This window comes from Mesorhizobium sp. WSM4813 (assembly GCF_055811555.1).
In genome coordinates this window covers 1-22,410 of the sequence record NZ_JBVVQU010000049.1, presented here as the reverse complement: position 1 = coordinate 22,410, position 22,410 = coordinate 1, and the positions used below count along the sequence as shown (strand labels likewise).

13 protein-coding genes and 2 pseudogenes are annotated in these 22,410 nt (G+C 60.2%); 7 read left to right on the top strand and 8 right to left on the bottom strand.

Annotation, left to right across the window (positions count from 1 at the left end):
• Positions 1–79: 79 nt before the first annotated feature.
• Positions 80–2,326 (bottom strand): heavy metal translocating P-type ATPase, encoded by a 2,247-nt coding sequence (locus tag AC0L25_RS24400; protein WP_473597858.1) that lies wholly within the window; start codon positions 2,324–2,326, stop codon positions 80–82.
• Between the two features lie 69 nt (positions 2,327–2,395).
• Between AC0L25_RS24400 and AC0L25_RS24395 the strand changes: the two genes are divergently transcribed.
• Together AC0L25_RS24395 and AC0L25_RS24390 are read left to right on the top strand one after the other, a co-directional pair.
• Positions 2,396–2,605, top strand: a complete 210-nt coding sequence (locus AC0L25_RS24395; RefSeq protein WP_473597857.1) for a MerR family DNA-binding transcriptional regulator — start codon at positions 2,396–2,398, stop codon at positions 2,603–2,605.
• Positions 2,533–2,816, top strand: a pseudogene (locus tag AC0L25_RS24390) (MerR family DNA-binding protein). Before AC0L25_RS24395 ends, AC0L25_RS24390 begins: the two are co-directional and overlap by 73 nt.
• A 516-nt stretch (positions 2,817–3,332) precedes the next feature.
• On the opposite strand, the gene AC0L25_RS24385 reads toward AC0L25_RS24390, so the two are convergent.
• The 4 genes from AC0L25_RS24385 to nifA all read right to left on the bottom strand — a co-directional run bounded on the left by AC0L25_RS24385 (position 3,333) and on the right by nifA (position 9,029).
• Positions 3,333–4,448 (bottom strand): Fic family protein, encoded by a 1,116-nt coding sequence (locus AC0L25_RS24385; protein WP_473597856.1) that lies wholly within the window; start codon positions 4,446–4,448, stop codon positions 3,333–3,335.
• A 299-nt stretch (positions 4,449–4,747) separates the two neighbouring features.
• Positions 4,748–5,776 (bottom strand): LLM class flavin-dependent oxidoreductase, encoded by a 1,029-nt coding sequence (locus AC0L25_RS24380; RefSeq protein WP_473535595.1) that lies wholly within the window; start codon positions 5,774–5,776, stop codon positions 4,748–4,750.
• 86 nt (positions 5,777–5,862) lie between these two features.
• Positions 5,863–7,011 (bottom strand): histidinol-phosphate transaminase, encoded by a 1,149-nt coding sequence (hisC, locus tag AC0L25_RS24375; RefSeq protein WP_473597855.1) that lies wholly within the window; start codon positions 7,009–7,011, stop codon positions 5,863–5,865.
• A gap of 233 nt (positions 7,012–7,244) precedes the next feature.
• Positions 7,245–9,029, bottom strand: coding sequence for a nif-specific transcriptional activator NifA (nifA, locus tag AC0L25_RS24370; protein WP_473597876.1), 1,785 nt, complete (start codon positions 9,027–9,029; stop codon positions 7,245–7,247).
• Between the two features lie 1,156 nt (positions 9,030–10,185).
• Here nifA and AC0L25_RS24365 point away from each other — a divergent pair.
• The 3 genes from AC0L25_RS24365 (at position 10,186) to AC0L25_RS24355 (ending at position 14,936) form a co-directional block, all read left to right on the top strand.
• Positions 10,186–11,484: a dicarboxylate/amino acid:cation symporter gene (locus tag AC0L25_RS24365; RefSeq protein WP_473597854.1), complete on the top strand. Its 1,299-nt coding sequence runs from the start codon at positions 10,186–10,188 to the stop codon at positions 11,482–11,484.
• Positions 11,485–11,766: 282 nt separating this feature from the next.
• Entirely contained in the window at positions 11,767–12,831 is a 1,065-nt protein-coding gene (locus tag AC0L25_RS24360) for a LacI family DNA-binding transcriptional regulator (RefSeq protein ID WP_473597875.1), read from the top strand.
• 1,421 nt (positions 12,832–14,252) lie between these two features.
• Positions 14,253–14,936, top strand: coding sequence for a transposase (locus tag AC0L25_RS24355; RefSeq protein WP_473597853.1), 684 nt, complete (start codon positions 14,253–14,255; stop codon positions 14,934–14,936).
• A 425-nt stretch (positions 14,937–15,361) separates the two neighbouring features.
• Here AC0L25_RS24355 and AC0L25_RS24350 read toward each other — a convergent pair whose 3' ends face one another.
• The 3 genes and pseudogenes from AC0L25_RS24350 to pdxR all read right to left on the bottom strand — a co-directional run bounded on the left by AC0L25_RS24350 (position 15,362) and on the right by pdxR (position 20,030).
• Positions 15,362–16,204: a TIM barrel protein gene (locus AC0L25_RS24350; RefSeq protein WP_473597874.1), complete on the bottom strand. Its 843-nt coding sequence runs from the start codon at positions 16,202–16,204 to the stop codon at positions 15,362–15,364.
• Between the two features lie 1,509 nt (positions 16,205–17,713).
• Positions 17,714–18,315 (bottom strand): annotated as a pseudogene (locus AC0L25_RS24345) (B3/B4 domain-containing protein); the annotation flags it as partial.
• 176 nt (positions 18,316–18,491) lie between these two features.
• Positions 18,492–20,030, bottom strand: a complete 1,539-nt coding sequence (pdxR, locus tag AC0L25_RS24340; RefSeq protein ID WP_473597873.1) for a MocR-like pyridoxine biosynthesis transcription factor PdxR — start codon at positions 20,028–20,030, stop codon at positions 18,492–18,494.
• A 68-nt stretch (positions 20,031–20,098) separates the two neighbouring features.
• On the opposite strand from pdxR, the gene AC0L25_RS24335 reads away from it, so the two are divergent.
• Both AC0L25_RS24335 and AC0L25_RS24330 read left to right on the top strand, forming a co-directional pair.
• Positions 20,099–21,337 carry a trans-sulfuration enzyme family protein gene (locus AC0L25_RS24335; RefSeq protein ID WP_473597852.1) on the top strand — a complete coding sequence of 413 codons (1,239 nt, stop codon included), beginning with the start codon at positions 20,099–20,101 and terminating at the stop codon, positions 21,335–21,337.
• Positions 21,338–21,377: 40 nt separating this feature from the next.
• Positions 21,378–22,265 (top strand): dihydrodipicolinate synthase family protein, encoded by an 888-nt coding sequence (locus AC0L25_RS24330; protein WP_473597851.1) that lies wholly within the window; start codon positions 21,378–21,380, stop codon positions 22,263–22,265.
• Positions 22,266–22,410 lie beyond the last annotated feature (145 nt).

The following is a 22,410-nucleotide window of genomic DNA, read 5'->3' as shown; positions in this document are numbered from 1 at the left end:
GCGTCGGAAGCCGCGCATGGCCATGAAGCGCCGGCACGGCTCACTGCGAGCCGTCCCAAACGACATAGAAGGCGGCAATCTACACCCCACCTTTCCAGCGCAACAGCCGCATGGCGTTGGCTGTCACCAGCACCGTCGCGCCTGTGTCGGCGAGAATGGCGGGCCACAGGCCGGTGATGCCGACTACGGTCGTCACCAGGAACACCGCCTTCAGCCCCAACGCCATGGTGATGTTCTGCTTGATGTTGGCCATGGTCGCCTGAGACAGTTTTATCATCGCCGCGACATCGCCGACGCGGCCATGCAGCACCGCCGCATCTGCCGTCTCCAGGGCGACATCGGTGCCGCCGCCCATGGCAATGCCGATGTCGGCCGCGGCGAGCGCCGGCGCATCGTTGATGCCGTCGCCGACCTTAGCGACCGTCAGCCCCTGCCCTTTCAACTCGCCGACAATGCGCTGCTTGTCTTCGGGCAGCAGTTCCGAGCGCACCTCGATATCGAGGTGCTTGCCGATTGCTGCCGCCGTGCGCTGGTTGTCGCCAGTCAGCATGACAGTCCTGATGCCAACATCGGTCAGCGCCTTGAGGCCGGCCTGCGCGTCCGGCCGAGGCTCGTCGCGCATGGCGATGAAACCGGCCAGCACATCGTTGATCAGCAGCACCGACACCGACTTGCCCTGGTCGTTGAGTTCGGCGATGCGGGCCGCCTGCTCGGCCGGCAGCGCGACCTTCTCGCCTCCAGCGATCGGCGAGCCCAGGAAGACGTTCTTACCGCCAATGCGACCGACGACGCCCTTGCCGCCGAGTGCCTTGGCCCCCGCCGCTGGCGGCACCTGCACGCGATCGGCCTTGGCCTTTCGCAGGATAGCCAGGGCCAGCGGATGGCTCGATCCGGTTTCGAGTGCAGCGGCCAACGATAGCACCTCTTTTTCGCTGATCTCGATGGCCACGACATCCGTCACCACGGGCTTGCCTTGAGTCAGCGTCCCGGTCTTGTCCAAAGCCACGGCGGTGATCTTGCCCAAGCCTTCCAGCATCGCGCCGCCTTTCATTAAAAGACCACGCCTGGCGCCGGCCGAGAGCGAGGCGGCGATTGCCGCCGGCACCGATATGACGAGGGCGCAGGGGCAGCCGATGAGCAGCAGCGCCAGGCCTTTGTAGATCCATTCGTTCCAGTCGTCGCCGAAGGCCAGCGGCGGGACGACGGCCACCAGAGCCCCCACGGCGACGACGGCGGGCGTATACCAGCGTGAGAAATGGTCGATGAAGCGTTCCGTCGGCGCCTTACTTTCCTGGGCCTCCTCGACCAGCTTGACGATGCGGGCGATGGTGTTGTCGGACGCCGCAGCCGTGACGGTGATGCGCAACACGCCGTCGCCATTGATGGTGCCGGCAAATACGTCCGCGTCGACGCCCTTGCGCACCGGCACGCTTTCCCCCGACACCGGCGATTCATCGATGGCGCTTTCGCCCTCGATGATCTTGCCGTCGGCTGGAATGCGATCGCCCGGCCGCACCAGAATGACGGCGCCAACCCCAAGGGCTTCGGCCGGAACTTCGCGCGTGGCGCCATTCTCCTCCAGGAATGCCGTCTTGGGCACCAGCGTGGTCAGCGCCTGGATGCTGGAGCGCGCCTTGCCGGCGGCCACGCCTTCCAGCAACTCTCCGACGAGGAACAGGAAGACCACGGTGGCGGCTTCCTCGCCGGCACCGATGATGACGGCGCCGATCGCCGCGATGGTCATCAGCATTTCGATGGTGAAGGGAATGCCGGCGAGCGCGGCCATCACAGCTCGCCGTGCAATCGGCACCAGTCCGATCAGCATGGCGGCAATGAAAAGCCAGTGGCCGGTGGCCGGCCAGACATAGTGAATCGCAAAAGCTGCGGCCAATGCGGCGCCGCTGGCGATGCTCAGCCGGCCTTTGGCGCTGTTCCACCACGGCCCCGTGGCCGGCGTGTGGTCGTGGCCATGCAAGCCCTCCACGTCGTCGTGGTCATCTTTGGCTGTGCCGGCATGGTCGCGGCCAGCATGGTCGTGGCCAGCGTGGTCATGGCCGCCTTTGGTGCCGTGCCCGGCCGGTTTGGCGTTCTGTCCGGCTTCGCTCGTGAGCTGAGCCACAGAATAGCCGAGGCCCGTCACCTTCTTTTCGATCGCGGCGAGGTCGCTTTCGGCAGTGTGCCTGACGGTCATGGTGGCGGCAGTGACCGAGACGTTCACATCCCGGACTCCATGCATGCGGCGCACCGCGCTATCGATTTTCGTCGCGCAGCCGGCACAATCCATGCCTTCGACGCGATAACGGGTTTGTGGGGCGGTTGCAGCCATCGTCTCACTCCTTGAACCATTCCAGCGGCACGCTACATTCTCTAGCGACTAGAGGAGCAAGCGAAAATCATGCGCAGTGTCCCGATTGGCGAAGCGGCACGACAGAGCGGCGTGAAAGTGCCGACCATCCGCTACTATGAGCAGATCGGCCTGCTGCCCGCGCCGAACCGCAGCGAGGGAATCGACGGCACTATGAAACCAGCGATTTGCGCCGGCTGGCGTTTATTCGCCATTCACGCGAGTTGGGGTTCGGCATCGAAGCCATCCGCACCCTGCTGACGTTGCAGGATATCCCAGCCAGCCCTGCGCCACGGCCGACACCATAGCCCAGGCGCGGCTGGCCGACGTCGTTCAGCGGATACGCAGCCTCACGGCATTGAAGGCCGAACTTGAACTCATGGTAGAAGGCTGCCGGCACGGGAAGGTCGGCGAATGCCGGGTGATTGAGGTGCTGGCGGATCACAGCCAATGCGAACACGCCCGGCACTGACTGGACCCGATCTCGAACGATCTAATCATTCGTGAGCCGGCCTTTCCGCCACCCTCCAGGTCATGAGGCGCGACCGCACGGCGAGGTGATGGTTTTGACCACGGCTAAGCCACCGAGCTGAAGTGCGGCTTGCACTTCGGCAATTGGTAGCAGCCGCCCTCTATTCCTTTGCATCGGCGCGTCACAAGGACGTGATTTGCTTTGCCCATGGAACAAACCAGATGGGCCAGACGGACGGGGATTTTGAAAAAGGCGGAGCGGCACCGCCGATGCGTTGGCCGTATCGCTTCGGTCGCCCGAAATGCCATGAACATTGCCGACACTTGAAGATAAAAACACGCTGGGACCGCAACCGTTGCCCTGAAATTCTCAGCGAAATGCAGACGGACCCGTTTAAGTCGGACTTGGTGCGCTCAAGCTTTTGCCCTGCGCGATCCTGAATTCATAGACCTTTTTTGCTCAAAACTTCGCACGTGTGGCTGCGCGAGTAAGGTGGCAACAAATCTGTGCTGCGGTTTACCTGCGGTCATCCAGAATGTTCAGGGCGTAACGTGTGTGTCGCCGTTCGCCAGTTCTTCTCATCGCGCCCTTGGAAACGAGGTCTTGCAGATCTCTTGTCGCCGTCGCGCGCGATGCTTGAGTGATGGCGATATAATTCTCGGCGCTGAGCCCTCCTTTGAACCCGTCGATGCCTTCGCGGAACATTCGGGCGATGACCTTTTCCTGCCGCTCGTTGAACTGGTTTCGGTAGCGTTCGTAAAACTTGGCCTTGGCGACGGAGAATTCGACACGGGCAAGCGTTACACGCTGCGCCTCAAGGATCGTGTTGGCAAAGTAGAGCAGCCGATGTGTTACCGCGTTGCTCTTATTGCTGGCCTGCAGGTTGTCGTAGTAGGCCTTGCGGTGGCGTTCGATCGTGTATGCCAAAGCGATGAGACTTGGCTCACCTAGGCTTTGAGCAAGCGCCTTTTCGCAAAGGGCACGCCCTATGCGGCCGTTGCCATCCTCAAATGGGTGGATGCTCTCGAAATAAAGGTGCGCGATACCGGCTCGCGTCAACGCCGGGAGCGGCGTCTTACCTTTAGGCGCCGTATCGTTGAACCAAGCGGTGAAAGCATCCATTTCGGCTTTGACCCGCGCTGAGGGAGGTGCCTCGAAATGCACTTTGGGCTTATCCAGCCGATTGGAAACGATCTGCATGACGTCGGCATGCTGGCGATAGTTGCCAATGGTCTCGATACGCCGTTCCCCCGACATCACCATCTTGTGCCAAGCGTAGAGAGTGCGATGCGAGAGGGCATGGCCAAAATGTAAATACACGTCGGCCATCATTTCCGCGATGCCGCGCTCGGCAGGCGGAATGCGCCTGTTCTCGCTGCCCAGCCCAAGTTGCTGGCGCAGGGATGATTGCAGACTCTCGCGGTTGAGGTATTCCCCTTCAATCGCGGATGTCTTCAAGGCCTCTTCACTGATAAGATCGATGCGTACCTGGTCGCGATCGTCAGAACCGACGTGCCGAAAGACACCCAGGAACTCACCCGATCGGAGCAGGAATTCGCTTTCCAGCGGTTCCAATTCTTCCTTATCGTAGGTAAAATGCGGCCAGTCAGCCTGCTCCCAATTCCATACCATGAGTTATAGCGTACCTTTCTATAACTCATAGTGTCGTAAACAATGAGCTATAGCAATCCTCTCTATGCCTCAGAAACCGGGGTTTTGCCCTGGTACGCACAAGTTCGCCCTCTCTCGCGAAATGAAATCGGGGCGATTTCTTAATCGGCAGGCCGGTCGCTCCAAGTATCTAGGGCCTCCACAAGCGTGCGCGCCCCTCCACCCACACAGCAAGCACTATATCGGCATCATGCGCGGGATCGGGAAGGTGATGATGCGCCGGAGAAATTCAACTCCGAAGGCGGAGCGCGCATTCCACGTCAGGTAACTCGAGCCATGATTTCAGATTGGATTGTCCTTGCGGTGTATAGCGAAGCGTCTAAGGACAGATTCCCAAATGCAAGTTGGCAAAGTAGATAATTAGCACCGGCCTCTTCGAGCTGATCAAGAAGAGCTTGTCGCGCGGAAGATGCCGTTCCCACCACGCACAATTCGCTTTCGATTGCTGCATCCAAGCTCAGCGGCAGATTTGGGGGCGTCTGGAGCGCATTGAGGTCGTAGAGGAACCTGAAGCTCTTGAGCCATCGTTCGTAAGCGGGTGCCGCGAGCGCATATGCATCTGTTTCCGATCGCGCGATCACGACCATGCGGAGCATTCCAAGAAATGGCCCTCGCTCGTCCGCGTCGGCACTGCGCTCCCGGCAGGCTCGGAATGCATCTGTAATTCTGCGAACAGAAGAGGCAGGTCCCAGGCACGCGATATTGGCGCCACTTGAAGCGGCCCAGCTGGCCGACTCGGGTCTATTGGTGGCGATCCATGTCGGTGGATGGGGGCGCTGATAAGATCTCAGCGTCAAGGGGACGTCATTCAGCTCAAAATGGCGGCCGCGATAGGACAGCGTGTCGCCCTTCATCGCCTTGATAAGGATTTCGCTGGCTTCCGCATAGTGACCTGGCGCCGCCTCCGCAGCAATCCCGAAGTAACCCAGTTCGACTGGGAGAGAGCCGCGCCCTATACCCAGTTCGACCCTGCCACCACTCAACTGGTCCAGCATGCAGATCTCCTCGAACGCACGCAGCGGATGATAAAGGGCAAGGAGCATTACCATCGGGCCGACGCGGAGGTGCCGGGTGCGCTGGACGACGCTAGATAAGAACAGATTCGGCGATGGGCCCCTCCCGTGCGGAGTGCAGTGGTGCTCTGCCAGATGATATGCGTAGAAACCAAGGTGATCGCACGCCTCTGCTAAACTCAGGCGATCGGCGTATTGTCGGGCAATCTCGCAGCCATCCTCGTCCAGGTGGTCGAATATGCCGAAGGTCAGGCCCAGGGGGAAGGCATTCTTCACGCGATTTCTCCAACTCTTTGCAACAGTTCGTGGCTCGCAATGATGCAAGCAAATTCAAATTATCGGTGCGCTTAATGGCCGGGGAACTATCGACTGGTTAAGGCAGAAGCAGCAGCCGCTGACGGCCGGCACAGCGGGATCGTTTTCTCCGCCCTTCCAGCTATCTCTCTGGCGGCCTCAAGGAATTCATCCATCTCGGTTTTTGTACCGATGCTGATGCGGATGTAATTTTCCAGCCCTGCATCCGGAAAGAAGGCGACGAGTATCTTTTGCCTTTCCAAGGCTGCTTGCCACCATGAGCCTTCCTGCCCCGGTGGCACACGCGCTAGCAGGAAATTTGCGTGAGAAGGTATTACGGAAAATCCGAGTTTCGACAGTGCCACTGTCACTCGCTGTCTCTCATGCTTGATGTGCTTGTGGTTCTCGGCATAGGCCGCGCGGTGCCCAAGCACACTGATGCCAACCGCCTGGCCGATCACATTCATGTTGAAGACGTTCTGGAGATCCCGCAGCCTGCCAATGACTTCGGGGTGGCCAAGTCCGAAACCGACGCGAATGCCGGCGGTGGCATAGCTTTTCGAGAATGTTCTCAAGATCAGGAGGTTTGGATAGCGATCGAGGAGATGCAGACCATTGTCCGGTGCAAAATCGACATAGGCCTCATCCAAGACAATCAGACGGTCTGATTGTGATACCAGGCGTTCAACATCGGCCACAGGAACAAACGTTCCGGTCGGATTGTTTGGGTTGGCCAGCAGAATGAACTTGGCATCTTTTGCCGGTCCCAAAAGCAAGTCTTCGACGGGCAAGGAATGATCTGCGCACCAACCGATTTCGAGAAATTGAGCACCCTGCAAACGGGCAAGTTTGCGGTTGAACGAAAACCCCGGCGACATCATCGCCATTCTGTCTCCTGGAACCAGGAAAGCTCTGTAGATAAGCCCGAGCAGTTCAGACGATCCGTTTCCGGCGATCACCTGATCCTTCGAGACGCCGTAGGCTTCCGACGCTGCTTGCCTCAAGCTGACGTTGTCGTCTTCTGGATATAGATATTGCCGTTCGAGAGCCGCCATCGCACTTTGCATTATGGCTTTCGGCAACGGAAACGGGTTCTCGTTCGTGTTTAGCTTGACGCAACAAGGATCCGGCGCCGGTTTGTCGGGCAGCAGAACATCTAACCGTCCCGCTACTTGCGAAAGGGAAGAAAGCACAGTTTGCAGTTGCGCATCAGACATCAATTTTTCTCCGTTTCGGTCTCAGTGCGTCCGGTACGAGCTGGTGATCAAGACATGGCCTGGACCACCGACGATGGCGCTGCCGCCAGACCCGGGTGCACGGTGGGGCGACGACCGCGGGGGCAGCGCGGCCTGTGCGATCGGATCGGAATTGCAGGAGCCCCGCATCACTCGTCTCAAGGCGCCAAGGCACGAATGCTTGATCGTCCCAGCTACTCGGCTCGGTGATTTATTCAAAGACGCTTGATCTCGATGCCGTATTTCCTCAACACGTAGCCGATCTGGCGCGGCGTCAGTCCGAGCAGGCGTGCCGCCTTTGCCTGGACCCAGCCACATCTCTCCATCGCCTGTATGACACGTTCGGCATCGGCCATTCTCGCGGAGTGGACTACCCCGGCTGGGTCCAGCGGCGGCTGCCTTACGGTGTCCGACGGGGGTGCGACGGCGGCAGATCTACCGGCAGCAGCCGGCGGTATGGCCGGACTCAGTGGCAGCGGCCCGATCGGCAAGGGTTGCAGCGCGACTTTGCCAAGTCTGCAATTATGCAGCGCCTCGGCGAAGCATTTGTCTTGGCAGCATGCAAAGTCGTCTTTCCCGATTGATGGCCCCGCCGCCAGAACCGCTGTCCGATATACGCAGTTTTCCAGTTCGCGAATGTTGCCGGGAAAGTCACAGTTTACCAGTACTTCGATTGCGCTCGGATCGAACGTCAACATAAGGCCGTTCTCATCGTTGAAATTCCTAAGAAACTCAGCTGCAAGGAGCGGAATATCGCTGCGCCTTTCGCGTAGCGCCGGGACCAGCAAGGGAACAACACTGATGCGGTAGTAGAGGTCGGCACGGAACTCGTTTCTGGCAACGGCCTCTTCCAGGTTCTTGTTCGTAGCAGCAATGATGCGGACGTCGACTTTAATGGTCTGGTTGCCCCCGACCCGCTCAAACTCCTGCTCCTGCAGCACGCGCAAGAGCTTTGCCTGGAACGAGGCCGAAATCTCGCCGATCTCGTCTAGGAACAATGTCCCCTTGTCGGCGAGCTCAAAGCGCCCCTTGCGCGAGTTGAACGCACTTGTGAATGCACCCTTCTCATGGCCGAACAATTCGGATTCCAGCACAGTCTCGGGTAGCGCCGCGCAATTGAGTTTGATGAAGGGCCGCTTGGCGCGCGGGGACAACTCGTGGATAGCCTTGGCGACCAGCTCCTTCCCGGTACCGGATTCGCCTCGCAACAGAACCGCAATCTTGGCCTTGGCTACGAGCGCGACCTTCTCAAGCAGACCGCGCAACGCCAAACTGTCGCCAATCATCCCCTCCACGTGAGTGTTACGCTGCGGGGCCAGGCGCTTCTGCTTTGGCAGGGAGTCCTGCTTTGCCATCGGTTGCTCGCGGTCGCCCTCGAAAGAGCGATGCGACTTCACTGCCTGCCCTACCAGGTTGGCGATTAGCGGGAGCAGACAGAGGCTGTAATCGAGCCAAACTCTTGAGCCATGGCGCAGTACGTGGTCGATGGTCAGCGTGCCCACGACATTTGCATCGACGCGAATGGGAACGCCGATGAAGGACACTGGTATGTCGTCGGAAGCCCCGAGCACGTCCATGTCGGCGGCGGTGAAAGCCGGATGAACCGCGATGTTCTCGGTGGCCAGGGGCTTGTCCGTCGCCAAAACCTGGTCGATTGCATTCCGTGGCAGGTACGTCCGGCAGCGCTCACTGCAGCTCTCGGTCCGGCCGGCGCCTGCGATGATCTCCAGTTCGCCATCACCGTCGAAAAGAGAGATGATGCCGTGCCTCATCTGCAGAAACGATCGCAGCAGGTCTACAACGTTGGCCAGCCTGACCTCGAGCCCGGAGGGGGCGGTGAGCGCTTTCGAAATTTCGTAGATGCCGGCAAGCGCGCTCGCGCGCGACGGCAGAATGGCGGGTTCCGAGTCATCCCTTTTGGTGTCGTGCAATGATGTGCAGCTTGACGAAGTCTGCTCAGCACTGTCTTCAGATTGGCGACCATTGTCCTGATCTGACATGTCATCCTCGATCTTGGGCCGCGACAGCAACGCCGCGCCATCTGGATCTGCGATGTCCCCCGGCGTAAACGCATCATCAGATGGCATCAGGGCCCGAGCCACCGATGGCCGGCACCAACAAGAATGTCTTCGCACCGCGAGCCGCAGCATGATTGGCGCACTTGCTTGCGGGTGAGAGCCGCTTACCGGAACGCTTGAGACGTTGATGCGGGTAGTCGTGATGTGTCGGCGGGAGGACGCCAGAGTTCCGCACGCGACATACTGCCTTGCATAAGATCAAGTGTGGGTCACGGTTTTGCGCGTCGGTCAGGCTCTGACGAGGGGCAAGCCCGAAAGACGCCGGAGGCAAGGCTTGATGCATGGCTTGGCTATCCTTACTGAACTGAGGCGCGGTTCAGGCTTCCGGAGCGCAACCACACGTTGCCCTACAGAGCGGGAACGAGGATGGCTAGTCAACCGAGCTTTCCTCGCATTTCTGAAAGGAAAGCAGGAGGACATGATAGAATTCCATCAACTGAGATTTGCCGACAGATCGATCTCGAACGGCAGAGTTACCCCGGCGTGTTCACGGATGCCCGGCGCGGTGAGCGTACGGAGGTCGACGCCTCCGGGATGCTGTCGGCGTTAGGGCGGCTCGTCGGACACTACGGCCCGAAGTGTCGTCGAGCGGCCAAAGTGTTCGCGCTATGAAGCATCTTCTGAGTCGCACCGATGCGCGCCTGGTCCGGTGAATCATTCGGTCTTATCGACGACCCGTCGGGATGCCACGGCTGCAGCGGGAGCGCGGTAAGAGCCAGCTCGTGTAGGCAATCCTCCACTCCCGTGCCCGGCCGGGTCGCAATTGCGACAAAGAAGCGAGCGGGCACAGCGGATCCCAGAGTTACCGACTGGCGGCTGTCAGGCTAAAGCAATGGGTGCAAAGCAGGGCGTTAGTGCGGGATTTCGCCAGAGATGACGGCAACAGTGCGGAAACCCGCACAGCCCACCCCTACTGAGGCTGCCTCACCGAGCGGAGGAATACGCGTATTTGGGCGCGGGCCTCCATTTGGCACGACACTTGCTGTCGACATGCCAGCAGCGCGTGACCGGAGCGCCGCGATGGGAGAAGCGCGGGAGGGAGGAGGCCCGCCCCGATCCGGTCAGGGAGAGAAAGCTGTTGGTTTCACCAATCCGAAGCGCGGGTCCTGCGCCCCGCAAGGCCTTCTACGCCCAGCCCTACATTCAGGTGCTTACCGCCATCGCACTCGGTGTCGCAGTTGGGTATTTCTACCCGGAGGTCGGCGAGAGCCTGAAGCCGCTCGGCGATGCCTTCATCAAGCTCGTCAAGATGATCATCGCGCCGGTGATCTTCCTAACCGTGACGACCGGCATTGCCGGTATGAATGACCTCAAGAAGGTCGGCCGGGTCGCCGGCAAAGCAATGATCTATTTCCTCACCTTCTCGAGCCTCGCATTGATTGTCGGTCTCATTGTCGCAAATGTCGTTCAGCCGGGTGCCGGCCTGAACATCGATCCGGCGTCGCTCGATGCCCAGGCCGTGAAGGGCTATGCCGCCAAGGTCCACGAGCAGTCGGTGACCGGCTTCCTGATGAACATCATTCCCTCGACGATCGTTAGTGCCTTCGCGGAGGGCGACATCCTGCAGGTCCTGTTCTTCTCGGTGCTGTTCGGCATCGCTCTGGCGATGGTCGGCGACACGGGCAAGCCTGTGCTTTCTTTGCTTCAGGCGCTCCTCGCGCCGGTTTTCAAGCTGGTCGGCATTCTAATGAGGGCCGCGCCCGTCGGCGCTTTCGGCGCCATGGCCTTCACCATTGGCAAATATGGCATCGGTTCGGTGGCCAACCTCGCCATGCTGGTCGCGACGTTCTATTTCACCGCCTTCCTCTTCGTATTCGGGATTCTAGGCGCGGTCTGCCGATACAACGGCTTCTCGATCTTTTCTCTCGTGCGCTACATCAAGGAAGAGCTGCTGCTGGTCCTGGCAACGTCCTCCTCGGAGGCCGCGCTGCCCTCGCTCATCGCGAAGATGGAGAACGCCGGCGCGAAGCGTTCCGTCGTGGGTCTCGTCATCCCGACTGGATATTCCTTCAATCTGGACGGCACCAATATCTACATGACGCTCGCCGCCCTCTTCATCGCCCAGGCGACGAACACGCACTTGTCGATGCCCGATCAGATCTTCCTATTGCTTGTCGCGATGCTTTCCTCGAAAGGTGCCGCAGGTATAACAGGGGCCGGCTTTATCACCTTGGCTGCTACGCTCTCCGTAATACCAAGCGTTCCCGTTGCTGGGATGGCTCTCATCCTTGGCGTGGACCGCTTCATGTCCGAATGCCGAGCGCTGACGAACGTAATCGGCAATGCGGTGGCCTCGCTGGTTGTCGCCCGCTGGGAAGGCGAACTGGACGAAACGCGCATGAAAGCTGCCTTCTACGGGAGCTTGCCGAGAGATTAAACCGGCCACCCGCCCCAGCAAGATTGCTGCAGCGCGACCAGCCAAGTCGCCGGCTCATCAGCCACCAAACAATCGGCTCGCTGGGTCTAAACAGCGCTTCGCGGGCCACAGATCAGAAGCATCAAATGCGGTGAGGACAAGAAACATGCACGCCCTATGGAAACGGACCGCAGACCGAGACGCGCCCGGGTGCGCCTGGAGCGCTGATCAATGTATAGGCCGTCGATCGGGGAGGATGCCGAAACCACTTTGCCGCCCCAATCCGTCGCCGGCATGCACCGGATGACGGAGCGCCAGCCGATCAAAATCGGAGCGACGGCAAAGCGCCCTACAATTGCCGATCTCGCCCGCGAAGCGGGGGTGAGCGTGGCAACGGTCGATCGGGTGCTGAACGCTCGCCTTCCGGTGCGGGAGGAGACCGCGCGTCGCGTCCACCACGCGGCCCACGCGATCGGCTATCATGCTGCGGGACTTATCAAACAGCGCATGGGAAAGGACCTGCCCCGCTACCGGCTGGGCTTCATCTTGAGGAAACCGGCCCAGCATTTCTACCAGGAGTTCGCGCGCGAGGTCGAGGCGTCGGTCAGTTCGGCCCACTGCTTCCACGGCATTCCGCTCATCGAATTCGCGCCGTCACATTTGCCTGGGGATCTGACGGCACTGCTTAAGGATCTTGGTAGCCGATGCCACGCGATCGCCATGGTGGCGCCAGATCACCCGAAGATCACGGCAGCAGTCGAGGAGCTCAAGGCGAAAGGCATCCCGGTCTTTTCGCTACTTTCTGACTTCGCCGCCGGCGTGCGCGAGGGCTACATAGGTCTCAACAACCGCAGCGTCGGTCGGACGGCAGCTTGGATGTTCTCCAAGGTCGCTAAACGGTCTGGCAAGGTGGCCGTGTTTGTCGGCAGCCACCGTTTCCAGGGTCATGAGCTGCGGGAAAGCGGGTTTCGTTCCTATTTCCGTGAGAACGAGCCAGCATTCGAGGTGCTGGATACGCTCGTCAATCTTGAGAAGCGACAGATCACCTACGAGGCGCTGCTGGATCTTATGCAGCGGGAACCTGAGCTCGTCGGCTTCTACATGGCCGGCGGTGGCATGGAGGGGGCTATCTCCGCCCTCCGGGAAGAGGGCAAAGGCCAGGATCTCGTCGCGATCGTGAATGAAATCACGCCGGAGTCGCGGGGGGCCCTCGCGGACGACATCATCACGATGGCGGTGGCGACGCCACTGCGCCGACTTTGCCAGGAGCTGATGTTGCTGATGGATCGCGCCATCAAGACCGGCACCGCGAAGACGCCGGGGCAGACATTTCTCCCGTTTGACATCTATCTGCCGGAAAACATCTGAAATGATGTGATCTATCGCCATGGCCGACATTCCTTTTATAAATGCCTCGCAGTCCACTCCACTCGGGACGGTGTGCGCATTTCAAATGAAGTGTTCGCTCTGCTCATTCAGATCGAGAGCGAAGCCGTGCTGGGGGATCTCCTCAATTCAATCACGTTAGATGAAGCTAAGCGTGAAGCTCTTACAAAGGAGCTTCGCCAGTTGTGGGAGCAGCGCTGCATTCGGCTGCATCCCTCACAAGCTGCTCGCGTCCGCCGATCGTTTGCTGGACGAAGCATAACGGGCCCACCAAGATGGCTCTTTCGCTTCATGCGGTGTTCCGAATAGGAGCGGTGCGTTGCCCAGAGTCGGCCCGCTCACTAATGGTCGGGCGACGCCGAGGCCGGTCGCGGGCAGTTTTGGCGCCGTTTTGCAGCAATGCTTGCTAATGGCTCAGCGAAGCCCCCCGTGATCGCCTGGCTGCCGGAGAGGCAACCAGGCGTGCGTCCTTCAGCATTCCCAAACCTGACCGTCGACAGGCCATGATCGGTCTTGAGAACGCGCCATCGATCGAACGCGAAAAGCGGGTTGGCCGGCCTTCAGGAGGAGGCGAACACAAGTGAAGCGGCTTGAAGCTCGGCGTGAAAGGGGAACAACTTTTCCGGACATATCGTGAGCGTGGCAAACTCGCTCCCAAGAGGTATAGCGGCCCTGTAAGGCTCGGCGAATTTATGCACTCCGCGGGCTACGAAAACGTCCTGCCCAGGGCAAGCCTATATTGGCTTTCCCGATTGCGCACGACGCCGCTGCGTGGCTCCGCAAAATCCACTCGGTCAGTACCGGGACGACGTTCCGACCCGGCGGCCGCCGCGGTACTCGTGGAAGAAGGGTCGCCCCAGCAACGACTGCGGCGACGAGTAGCTTCGGTCAGGCTCCGTTCTTGTCGAAGAAGCCTGTCATGCTCTGACGCTGCCGGACGACGCTCGATGCGAGTTCGACTCGGCTCGTGCCCTCGCCTCTCCCCGCTCGCCAATTCTGCGCAGCTGTCCGTTCTTCGGCGCCAACCGATGTCGGTAATCAGCGGGCTAGCGTCGGTAGCACCGGCCTTCGGAGGTATGCCGTCCTGCACTGCCAGCGCAGACTGGATCGCAGCTCTTGAGCAGCTCCTTTCAGTTCGGATGCCAGCCGTCGCTCTACCATCGAAAACACGGGAGATAGCTTTTGCATGCTGCGGGAATCCACCACCTCCTCGGTCCCGAGATGGCATTGCATACTTGCTCTTAGGGGCTCATAGGAACTGGTCTGTTCCGGGGTGTGCGTCGCCAGCAGGGCTTGCTCGGGCGGTCCGATGCATATAGCTCGGCTACAGAAGAAGCGGCCAGACCTTCATTCGTCGTCTGCCGCGACTTCCTGCATAATTCGTGTTCAACAAGGAACGACCTATGAGGCGTCAGCCCCGAGCATTCACGGTGGAGATCAGACAAAAGCGCAGTTCTCAAAAACGGAGTCGTTCGATCTGGAGCGATGTCGATCTTACCGCAGCAATGGCCGAGACAACAAGGGAACTCGAGGAGATGGAGTTGCCAAATGGTCGCCCTGTTGACTCAAGTGTTGTAGCGCTTGATGCTGAACACATGCACAAACCGCGAGCGGAGTATCTCATGGCAAATCCCCTGGACGCAGAATCAGTAACAACTGCAACGCAACCGGCAGCCAAAGTAGAGAGGCCTCAAAAGAAGAAAGCCCAACGGTCGCCGAGAGCGAAGGCTGAGCCCAGGCCGCCTGCTCGGAAGAATGCGCCCAATGCGGCGTCTCAGGCGGAGGAGTCACCAGCAGCGACCGTGCGGACCGGACGTAGGATCTACTCTGAAAAGGAGCGCGCCCAGATGCTCGCCCTGATACAGAAGTCTATCAGTGGCGGCGCCACCCTCAAGAGCGCCGTAAAGGAGGCCGGCATTTCGGAACAGACCTACTATCAATGGAAGAAAGCTGCGTTGCCCGCATCGGTTGGTGACGATCTGAAGGACCTCGTCGCGCTTGAGGAAGAAAACAAACGACTGAAGAGCCTGCTCGCGGAACGCCTGCGCAAGGAGAACGCGGAACTGAAGAGGAAGCTGGGGGTTTAATAACGCTGAATCGCAGATCGGAGCGCCAGAATTCTTGTCCGACGCACTATCGAGAGCTCATAGCTACGGGTCTGGTATCGGCAGTTCTGGTCGGAGGAAGCGGTCGTCGGTGATCCCGGAGAGGCCGCCGAGGTGAAACAGCAGCTGCGCGACCGCGGTCCTAAAAAAAGATCACCTCAGGACCACCTGCGGTTGGCTCGCGCACTCGCCCTGCCCGCCACCAGTTACTCTTCGTCCGAAAATTCCGATAGTCCGCCGCCCTCAGCATCAGATCCAACCTTCGCCTTGCGGGCCCATCGAACTGCCGCGGCCGCCCAAGGCAGTCCAATGGCCAGTCTTGACAATGGTGATCCGGCAAGCATCCGCATGAGCGGGATACAGGAGCGATCTCGAAAAGACTTCTCCGCTCAATTTGTCTACGCGCCTTAGACCGGCACTCGCGCCAGTAGCCCGTGTCGGATGAGATCGATGCTGGCGGCAAATGCGCCTGCAGTGTCATTCAATGCGTGGACTTCCTCGACGAGCTCAAGAGAAAAGGGACCCGTATAGCCGCCATCAAGTAGCGCCCGGATCTGGCTGCAATTGTCGGAACCTCCCAAGAGGCGATCCGGGTGAACCCACAAGGCTGGATCGTTTATGCCTGAAATGTGCACGAGACCGGTCAGATCGCAGAAGAAGGACGTCTCGCCGGCGAGTGTGTGGTGGAATGTATCGTGCACAAGCCGGAAGACGGACTGGCCATCAACCCCGGCAATAGCGTTAGCCGCTTCGTTCTTCGACCGAAGCGAGGAGGTCTGGAAGCCAAGCGGTTCGATGAGCCCAATCAGACCCCGCGACTGAAGTATCGGCTTGAGCGCCTTCAAGGCGACGCGGAGATTGCCATTGCGCTCGCCATTGGCGGACCACGAACCGTCGTTCACCGGCACCAGCATGAGCGCCTGGGCGCCACAGGCGGTCGCATAATCGGCGAGTTTGCTGGCCTCGGTCTTGCGGGCGGGAGTCCATTCGTTGAACCGCTGTAGAGCGTTGACTGAGATGATCGTGACGCCCGCTTCGGCAGCGGCAGACCGAACATCCGCCGACGGCTTGCCGCGCACAACAGCCTTACTGCAGGGATTATTCCGGATTTGCACGTCGGTCAGACCGAGATCGCGGGCGAGCGCGAAGAACGTCCTGACGTCAAGCCCGGGCGTCGCCATGTAGTCGAGTGCAAACCGAAGTGGCGCCTGGCGCACGGAGTGGCTTTCCTTCTTGAAGGCGGCCGCCATTCTCGGCTGACTGGCTTCTGCCGTTTGTTGATTTACGAGGCCGAAATGATCGGCATAGGGAGGCGAGTCGATCAAACTGACCCGCTCTTCATTCACACGATTGTGCTTCATTGTGAGCCTACTTTCACGCAACGCATACTACCGCGCCTCTTGAGAACATTGATCTGCTAGGCGAAATGACCGAAGATCGATCGAGGCTATCCAGTTGCTTCCGCAGAGTAGGCGCCAACCCGGAAAGATGCTGAACCGATCCGGAGCCAAACTGATGTGGCTAGCTGCGAAATCGATGTCATCATCTCGGAAGGCTGGAGGGGTGTACATCGGGGGAACTCTTGTGTGCGTTGCAGGTCAGATACTTGCAATCTGGCCCTCTGGAAACAGCCAGTTCGTTGCAATTGAAGCCGTCCAGTTGGTGAAGTGGCATGGCGGGGATCATCGGGCTAACAATTTGGTGGTCCAACAATGAGGCCTCCGGCTTCTGCGCCCCCGACATCCCTTGGCTTCGCCCAACCGTCCGTGGCTCCGCCGTCGCCAGCGTACCGCTACCGATCGAGTTGCCGGGCGATAAAGATAGAATCAGGGGCAGCCTTTCTGGCGGCCGTGCGGCTCGTTCAAGGGAGGAGGAGCGGCCAGTGCATTATGGCCCACGGTCACAACGAGCGCATGCTGCTCCCGATCGAGCGTGGCACGGCGCACGGTGCCGTGATGCCATGCTGTCGGCCGGCCGGCTTAGCCGACTGCGCTACGCATGTAGGTCGGGCGGCAGCAGGGCGTCGCTGCGGTGGCTGGCTGTTCCGCACGCGATTACCCGACGCTGCAGATCCATCGGATCGTCGCCGAGACTGCAAAAGCGCCAACCCCGTAAAGGGGCCCGGCCGGCACACGCTGCGTCACAGCTTCGCCACGCCTGGAGGCCGGCGCCGAAGTCGGAGTTACCCGGGTCCTGCTGGGGGTCGACCCGCAGATATGCTGCAGGCCAGTCAGCTCGAGAACTTAGCCTTTTCGAGGAGGCGGAGAGCTCGCCCGACGGGTGAGCGTGCGGCGACTCGAGCGAGATGGCCGATATGCTCCGTGCTGCCCGGCCTGCCTATCAGGTCGCGCATGCAGGCCAGCTCAGCCTCGGCAGCTCAAGGTCATTTCGGCGTTCGAGCACTGCCGCACGGCAGGCGTACGCGGCCAACGGCGGATCGGGCACAACTGCCTTGGTCGTCACACACGTCGATGAGGTAGGCGGAAATGAATCGTCATCCGCATCCCCCTCGGCGGAGAGCGAGTCTCCCCAAGCATGGCAGATGTCTCGCAACCGCTTCGATCCGAAGCAATCCGGCTTTCGCGACGAGATGTTATGCTGGCTCGGAGTGCCAGGATTGAAGCTCGCCCGGGAGCGTCTGACGTCGAGATTGATCAAAGCAGCAACCCGAAGAGGTGCGCAATCTTTGGAACGTGGCTACGCTGGGCACGCCCTGGTGTCAGCTCTCTCAGACCGCTCACAAGCATCTTAGCCGCCTACTCGAGCGCCTCTACCGGCATCGCTGCCAAGCTTTCCAAATAAACCACGTGGCGGCCGCCCACCGCCTCCAACCGGGTGCGCGTGCCCCGCCGCCAATTCCAGCGGCGACATGTAGCTCCCAAATCGTCGCGCCAGATGACCTCCCCCTTGGAAGCGCTTTCGACGACCGCTTCCCCATTCAAAACAGTGTGGAAGGACTCCGTTCCTACGGCAATCGTCAGCCGCGGTTTGCCGACATATGCATCGAAATTTTCGCCGCCGATGGGTATTGAGGAACGCAGGCTCACTGCATTGTAGAGGTCAACGACAGGATTTATTGGTGGGATGCGGCCATCCTTCTCCACCCGTTTTTCAATGCCTGCGCCGAGCACGCCGTCCGGTATGGTTTCGCGCCGAACCGGACGTATGCCTCCGCCCAATTGGCCAAGTGCGCTTCTCCCCAGGCGGGTCCCCCCGCTCGGGCGAAATCGCAAGCCTTTCCCAACACGTCCCGAGCCATGACGCCTCGCGCACTGTCCTCTGCATCAAAAAGAATGCTGATTGCGCGAAAGTCAGGTGCGATCTCTGCTATTTCTTCGTCAATCAGCGGAAAATCCAACACCGCTTCCTCCTTTAAGCCGGCCGCGACGGCCCCTTGCTTCCACCGGGTTTGACAGTATCCTCAAGAATTCCTTTCCCGAGGTCAGAGTCCTGCCCGGGACCCGAACTGGCCGACAGAGCCAGTCCTGGCAAGTCTTGCTGATTCAGTCTACGATCAATGCCGGCGCGACTCTGGGGTCACGAGCGAGGCCCGCTCGCTGTCAGGGCGGGTGTTGAGCATCTTGCCGAATCTTCGGCAAAGCTTCTTACCCGTTGGATAGCTCCAGTAAGGAGCCGAACGCCATTCTCGATCTGCCGAATGGTCAGGGCGGAATAGCCCATCACCAGTCCAATCCGGTCAGCGCGGCCTTCATCTCGGATGTACAGCGATGAAATCGGATGGATGCCAACCCCGACCCGCCGCGCCTCTTCAACCAGGACGTCCTCCAGCGACCGAGAAAGATCCTTGAACCAGACGACGACATGCAGCCCTGCATCGGCCCCCTCGATGGCAATGCTGTCTGCGAACGCGCGCCGAAGGACAGCAAGCAGTGCCTCTCGCCGCTCGCCGTTAAGACGGCGGACGCGGCGCACATGGCTTTCATAACCACCGCTCTCGATGAGTGAGGCCAGGGCCTCCTGTTCCGCGACCGGAGAATGCCTGTCGAGAAGCTGCTTGGCCATCGCAAAGACGTCTTGCAACTCGGCCGGAACCACCAGGTAGCCGATGCGCAGCATCGGCGACAGTGTCTTGGAGATCGTGCCAACATAGATTACGGAACTGCGGTCTTCCAGCTTATGCAGCGGGGGCACCGGTCGAATGTCGTACCGGTACTCGCCATCGTAATCGTCCTCGATAATATAGGCGTCATTGCGCCGAGCCCATTCGAGGAGCTGATACCGCCGCGAAATCGACAAGACGGCGCCGAGCGGGAACTGGTGCGACGGGGTGACATAGGCCAGCCGCGCTGGGATCTCCTGCAGCAGCTCGGTCTTCATGCCCTCGCTATCGACGGCGACAGCGACGGGCGTGGCTCCTGTGCTGGCAAAGACTTGGCGCGCCATTCTATAGCAGGGATCCTCGATCACGAAGCTGTCAGAAGGATCGAGCAGCAGGCGCGCGCACATATCGAGGCACTGCTGTGATCCGCTGACGACGAGGATCTGCTCGACCTGGCAGCTAAGCGCTCGGGCACGCCACAAATATCCCTGCAGCGCCTGGCGCAAGCGATGCGAGCCGCGTGGATCGTGATAGGCCAGCCTTCCGGGGCTTTGTGACATCGCCGCGTTCATCGCACGCTTCCACGTCAGCGCCGGGAAATCAGATGGGGCGAGGTCGCCATAACGGAAATCGACCTTGAGGCGGTTGGGGAGGTAATCGCGCCGTGGCGGACTGGCGCGCAGTCGCTCGCCGTAACAGGAAAGGTGGATCGGGCCAGTCCGTTTCGGCACCGCGCTGGTCTCTTTACTTCGGACTAGCGAAGATGCTACGCGAGGTCTTGCGCCTGGAATGACCTCGATGAAACCTTCGGCGACCAGCTGATCATACGCCACGGTGACCGTGGTTCGCGACACACCGAGTTCATTTGCGAGGCCGCGTGACGACGGCAGCTGGCTGCCCGTTTCATAGATCCCACCTAGGATCTGCTCGCGAAGAGCTTCGCAGATCTGGCGCGCGCCGAGACCTTGCGAGCGAGCTGTCGACGCTTCAGGAGAAGGCTGGACCATTTCTTTCATCGCCAACTGGACGTTCCATCTGAGTTAGTGTGACGGCATTGTCCCCGAAATCAAGAGGGTTAAAGCCGATGACCAGCGCCGAAGATCAGCTTGAAGCCGAGGCAACATCAACGCCGTCCCGGAACGACGTCGGTCTCGCATTCGCCACCCGGGCAATCCATCATGGCTACGATCCGGCCGGCTTTTCCAATTCCGTTCAGACGCCGGTGTTTCTTACATCGACCTATGGATTTGAAAGCGTTGCAGCAAACGAAGCCGTCGCAGCGCTTGGCGGAAGGCTCTACGCACGCGAATACAACCCGACCACCGAGATCCTCGAAAAGCGGCTCGCCAATCTCGAAGGAGCCGAAGCTGGGCTGGTACTCGCCTCGGGGATCGCCGCCTTCGGCACGCTGATCCTTTCGCTGCTTTCGCAAGGTGACGAACTCATTGTCCACAAGACACTCTATTCGAATACGCTCGCCATGGTCGAACAGGGGCTGCCGCAGTTTGGCATCAAGGTCGTTGCCGTCGACCTGTCGAATCCGAGCAATCTCAATGGCGCCATCACTGACAGGACCCGGCTCGTGTTCTTCGAGACGCCAATCAACCCGCTGAGCCGTATCCTCGACATCGCTGCCATTGCCGAACACGCCCATTCTCGCGGTGTGAAGGTCGCCGTCGACAGCACCTTCGCCTCGCCCGCCCTCCAGCGTCCGCTGGAACTCGGAGCCGACATCGTGATCCATTCGCTGACCAAGTACATCAATGGCCATGGCGATGCTCTGGGCGGTGTGATACTGGGCGATGCGAAAACACTGCACCTGCTGCGCGAAACTGGCCTGCGCTATCTCACCGGGGCAGCGCTCTCGCCCATGTCGGCGTTCCTGATTTTGCGCGGGTTGAAGACACTCACGTTGCGTATGGAGCGTCACAGTGTCTCTGGGCTTGCGGTCGCTCAGGCGCTCGAGGCGCACCCGGCTGTGGCTTGGGTTAGCTATCCATTTCTCGGCTCTCATCCCGACCATGAGATCGCGCGCAGACAGATGTCGCAAGGCTCGGGCATGTTGGCTCTCGGCCTCCAAACGGGGTTCGAGGGCGCGCGCCGTATGATGGACCGGCTCAAGCTGATCATCAGGGCGGTCAGCCTCGGCGACGCTGACAGTCTCATCTATCATCCGGCAAGCCTGACCCGCTCGCGCAAGTCAATCCGCAAGGACGCGCATTTGCCTGACGGAGTCGGCGACGACCTCATGCGTCTGTCGGTAGGGCTCGAAGACGCCGCCGATTTGATCGCGGATCTAGAGCAGGCGCGGGACGGGGTCTGACGCCCAACGCTTCACCCAATGTAACAACGGGAGCTTCAGCATGGCTTTCCTGAGCGGCCTTTCGGCCTTCCCAATAACGCCAAGCGACAGTGACGGCGGCGTCGATGTCCTGGCGCTTCGAAAGCTGACAGCGCGGCTTTGCGCAGCAAAGGTGGATTCCATCGGCCTGCTCGGTAGCACCGGCACCTACATGTATCTGTCGCGCGCGGAACGCCGCCGGGCGATTTGCGAGGCGCTAGACGAGACGCGTGGACGAGTCCCGCTCGTGGTGGGCGTGGGCGCTTTGCGCACCGATGAAGCGGTACACTATGCAAGTGATGCGAAGGCCCTTGGCGCAGCCGCGGGGTTGCTCGCGGCTGTTTCCTACACCCCGCTTACTGACGACGAAGTTTTCGAGCATTTTTCTACAGTGGCGCGCGAAAGCGGCCTGCCGATCGTGATCTACGACAATCCTGCAAACACGCATTTTCGCTTCACGCCAGCGCTCATCGAGCGTCTGGGACAGCTGCCTGAGATCCTCGCTATTAAAAACTCAGCCGACCGGGGCGATGCTATCAAAGGCCAACTTGCGCACCAGAAAAAAATTGTGCCGAAAGGATTCTCGATCGGCTACAGCGGCGACTGGAACGCCACCGAGGCCCTGATCGCCGGCGCCGATACATGGTACAGCGTCCTCGGTGGCATCTTGCCCGACCCCTGCCTGAGGATGGTCAGAGCCGCTCAGCAGGGCGACCACGCAGAAGCACACCGGATCGACACCACCCTGGCCCCGGTGTGGGAGCTTTTTAAGACGTTCTCGAGCCTTCGCGTCGTCTACGCAATCGCCGAGCTCCTCGAAATCTGTTCCGCCGAGCCCCCACGGCCAATCAAGCCGCTTTCCGCTGCCGCGAAGGGCCAGCTCGCCGGCGTCTTGGACCGTCTAGGATGAGGTGTCGGATCGTAAGCCGCGCGACTTCATATTGCCGAGGGAAAAATTTACGCACCGACCCTTTCGATGACTAGAGCGCGTCCTGTTTAATCTGGGTCGTATCCAGCTGCCTTGAAGTAGTTGGCGCATTCGGCTGGGGTGAAGC

Excerpts from the sequence above, each read along its gene's own strand:
- AC0L25_RS24400 (WP_473597858.1), bottom strand. The coding sequence starts at position 2,326 with ATGGCTGCAACCGCCCCACAAACCCGTTATCGCGTCGAAGGCATGGAT.
- AC0L25_RS24395 (WP_473597857.1), top strand. The coding sequence starts at position 2,396 with ATGCGCAGTGTCCCGATTGGCGAAGCGGCACGACAGAGCGGCGTGAAA.
- AC0L25_RS24385 (WP_473597856.1), bottom strand. The coding sequence starts at position 4,448 with ATGGTATGGAATTGGGAGCAGGCTGACTGGCCGCATTTTACCTACGAT.
- hisC (WP_473597855.1), bottom strand. The coding sequence starts at position 7,011 with ATGTCTGATGCGCAACTGCAAACTGTGCTTTCTTCCCTTTCGCAAGTA.
- nifA (WP_473597876.1), bottom strand. The coding sequence starts at position 9,029 with ATGTCAGATCAGGACAATGGTCGCCAATCTGAAGACAGTGCTGAGCAG.
- AC0L25_RS24360 (WP_473597875.1), top strand. The coding sequence starts at position 11,767 with ATGACGGAGCGCCAGCCGATCAAAATCGGAGCGACGGCAAAGCGCCCT.
- AC0L25_RS24355 (WP_473597853.1), top strand. The coding sequence starts at position 14,253 with ATGAGGCGTCAGCCCCGAGCATTCACGGTGGAGATCAGACAAAAGCGC.
- AC0L25_RS24350 (WP_473597874.1), bottom strand. The coding sequence starts at position 16,204 with ATGGCGGCCGCCTTCAAGAAGGAAAGCCACTCCGTGCGCCAGGCGCCA.
- pdxR (WP_473597873.1), bottom strand. The coding sequence starts at position 20,030 with ATGAAAGAAATGGTCCAGCCTTCTCCTGAAGCGTCGACAGCTCGCTCG.
- AC0L25_RS24335 (WP_473597852.1), top strand. The coding sequence starts at position 20,099 with ATGACCAGCGCCGAAGATCAGCTTGAAGCCGAGGCAACATCAACGCCG.
- AC0L25_RS24330 (WP_473597851.1), top strand. The coding sequence starts at position 21,378 with ATGGCTTTCCTGAGCGGCCTTTCGGCCTTCCCAATAACGCCAAGCGAC.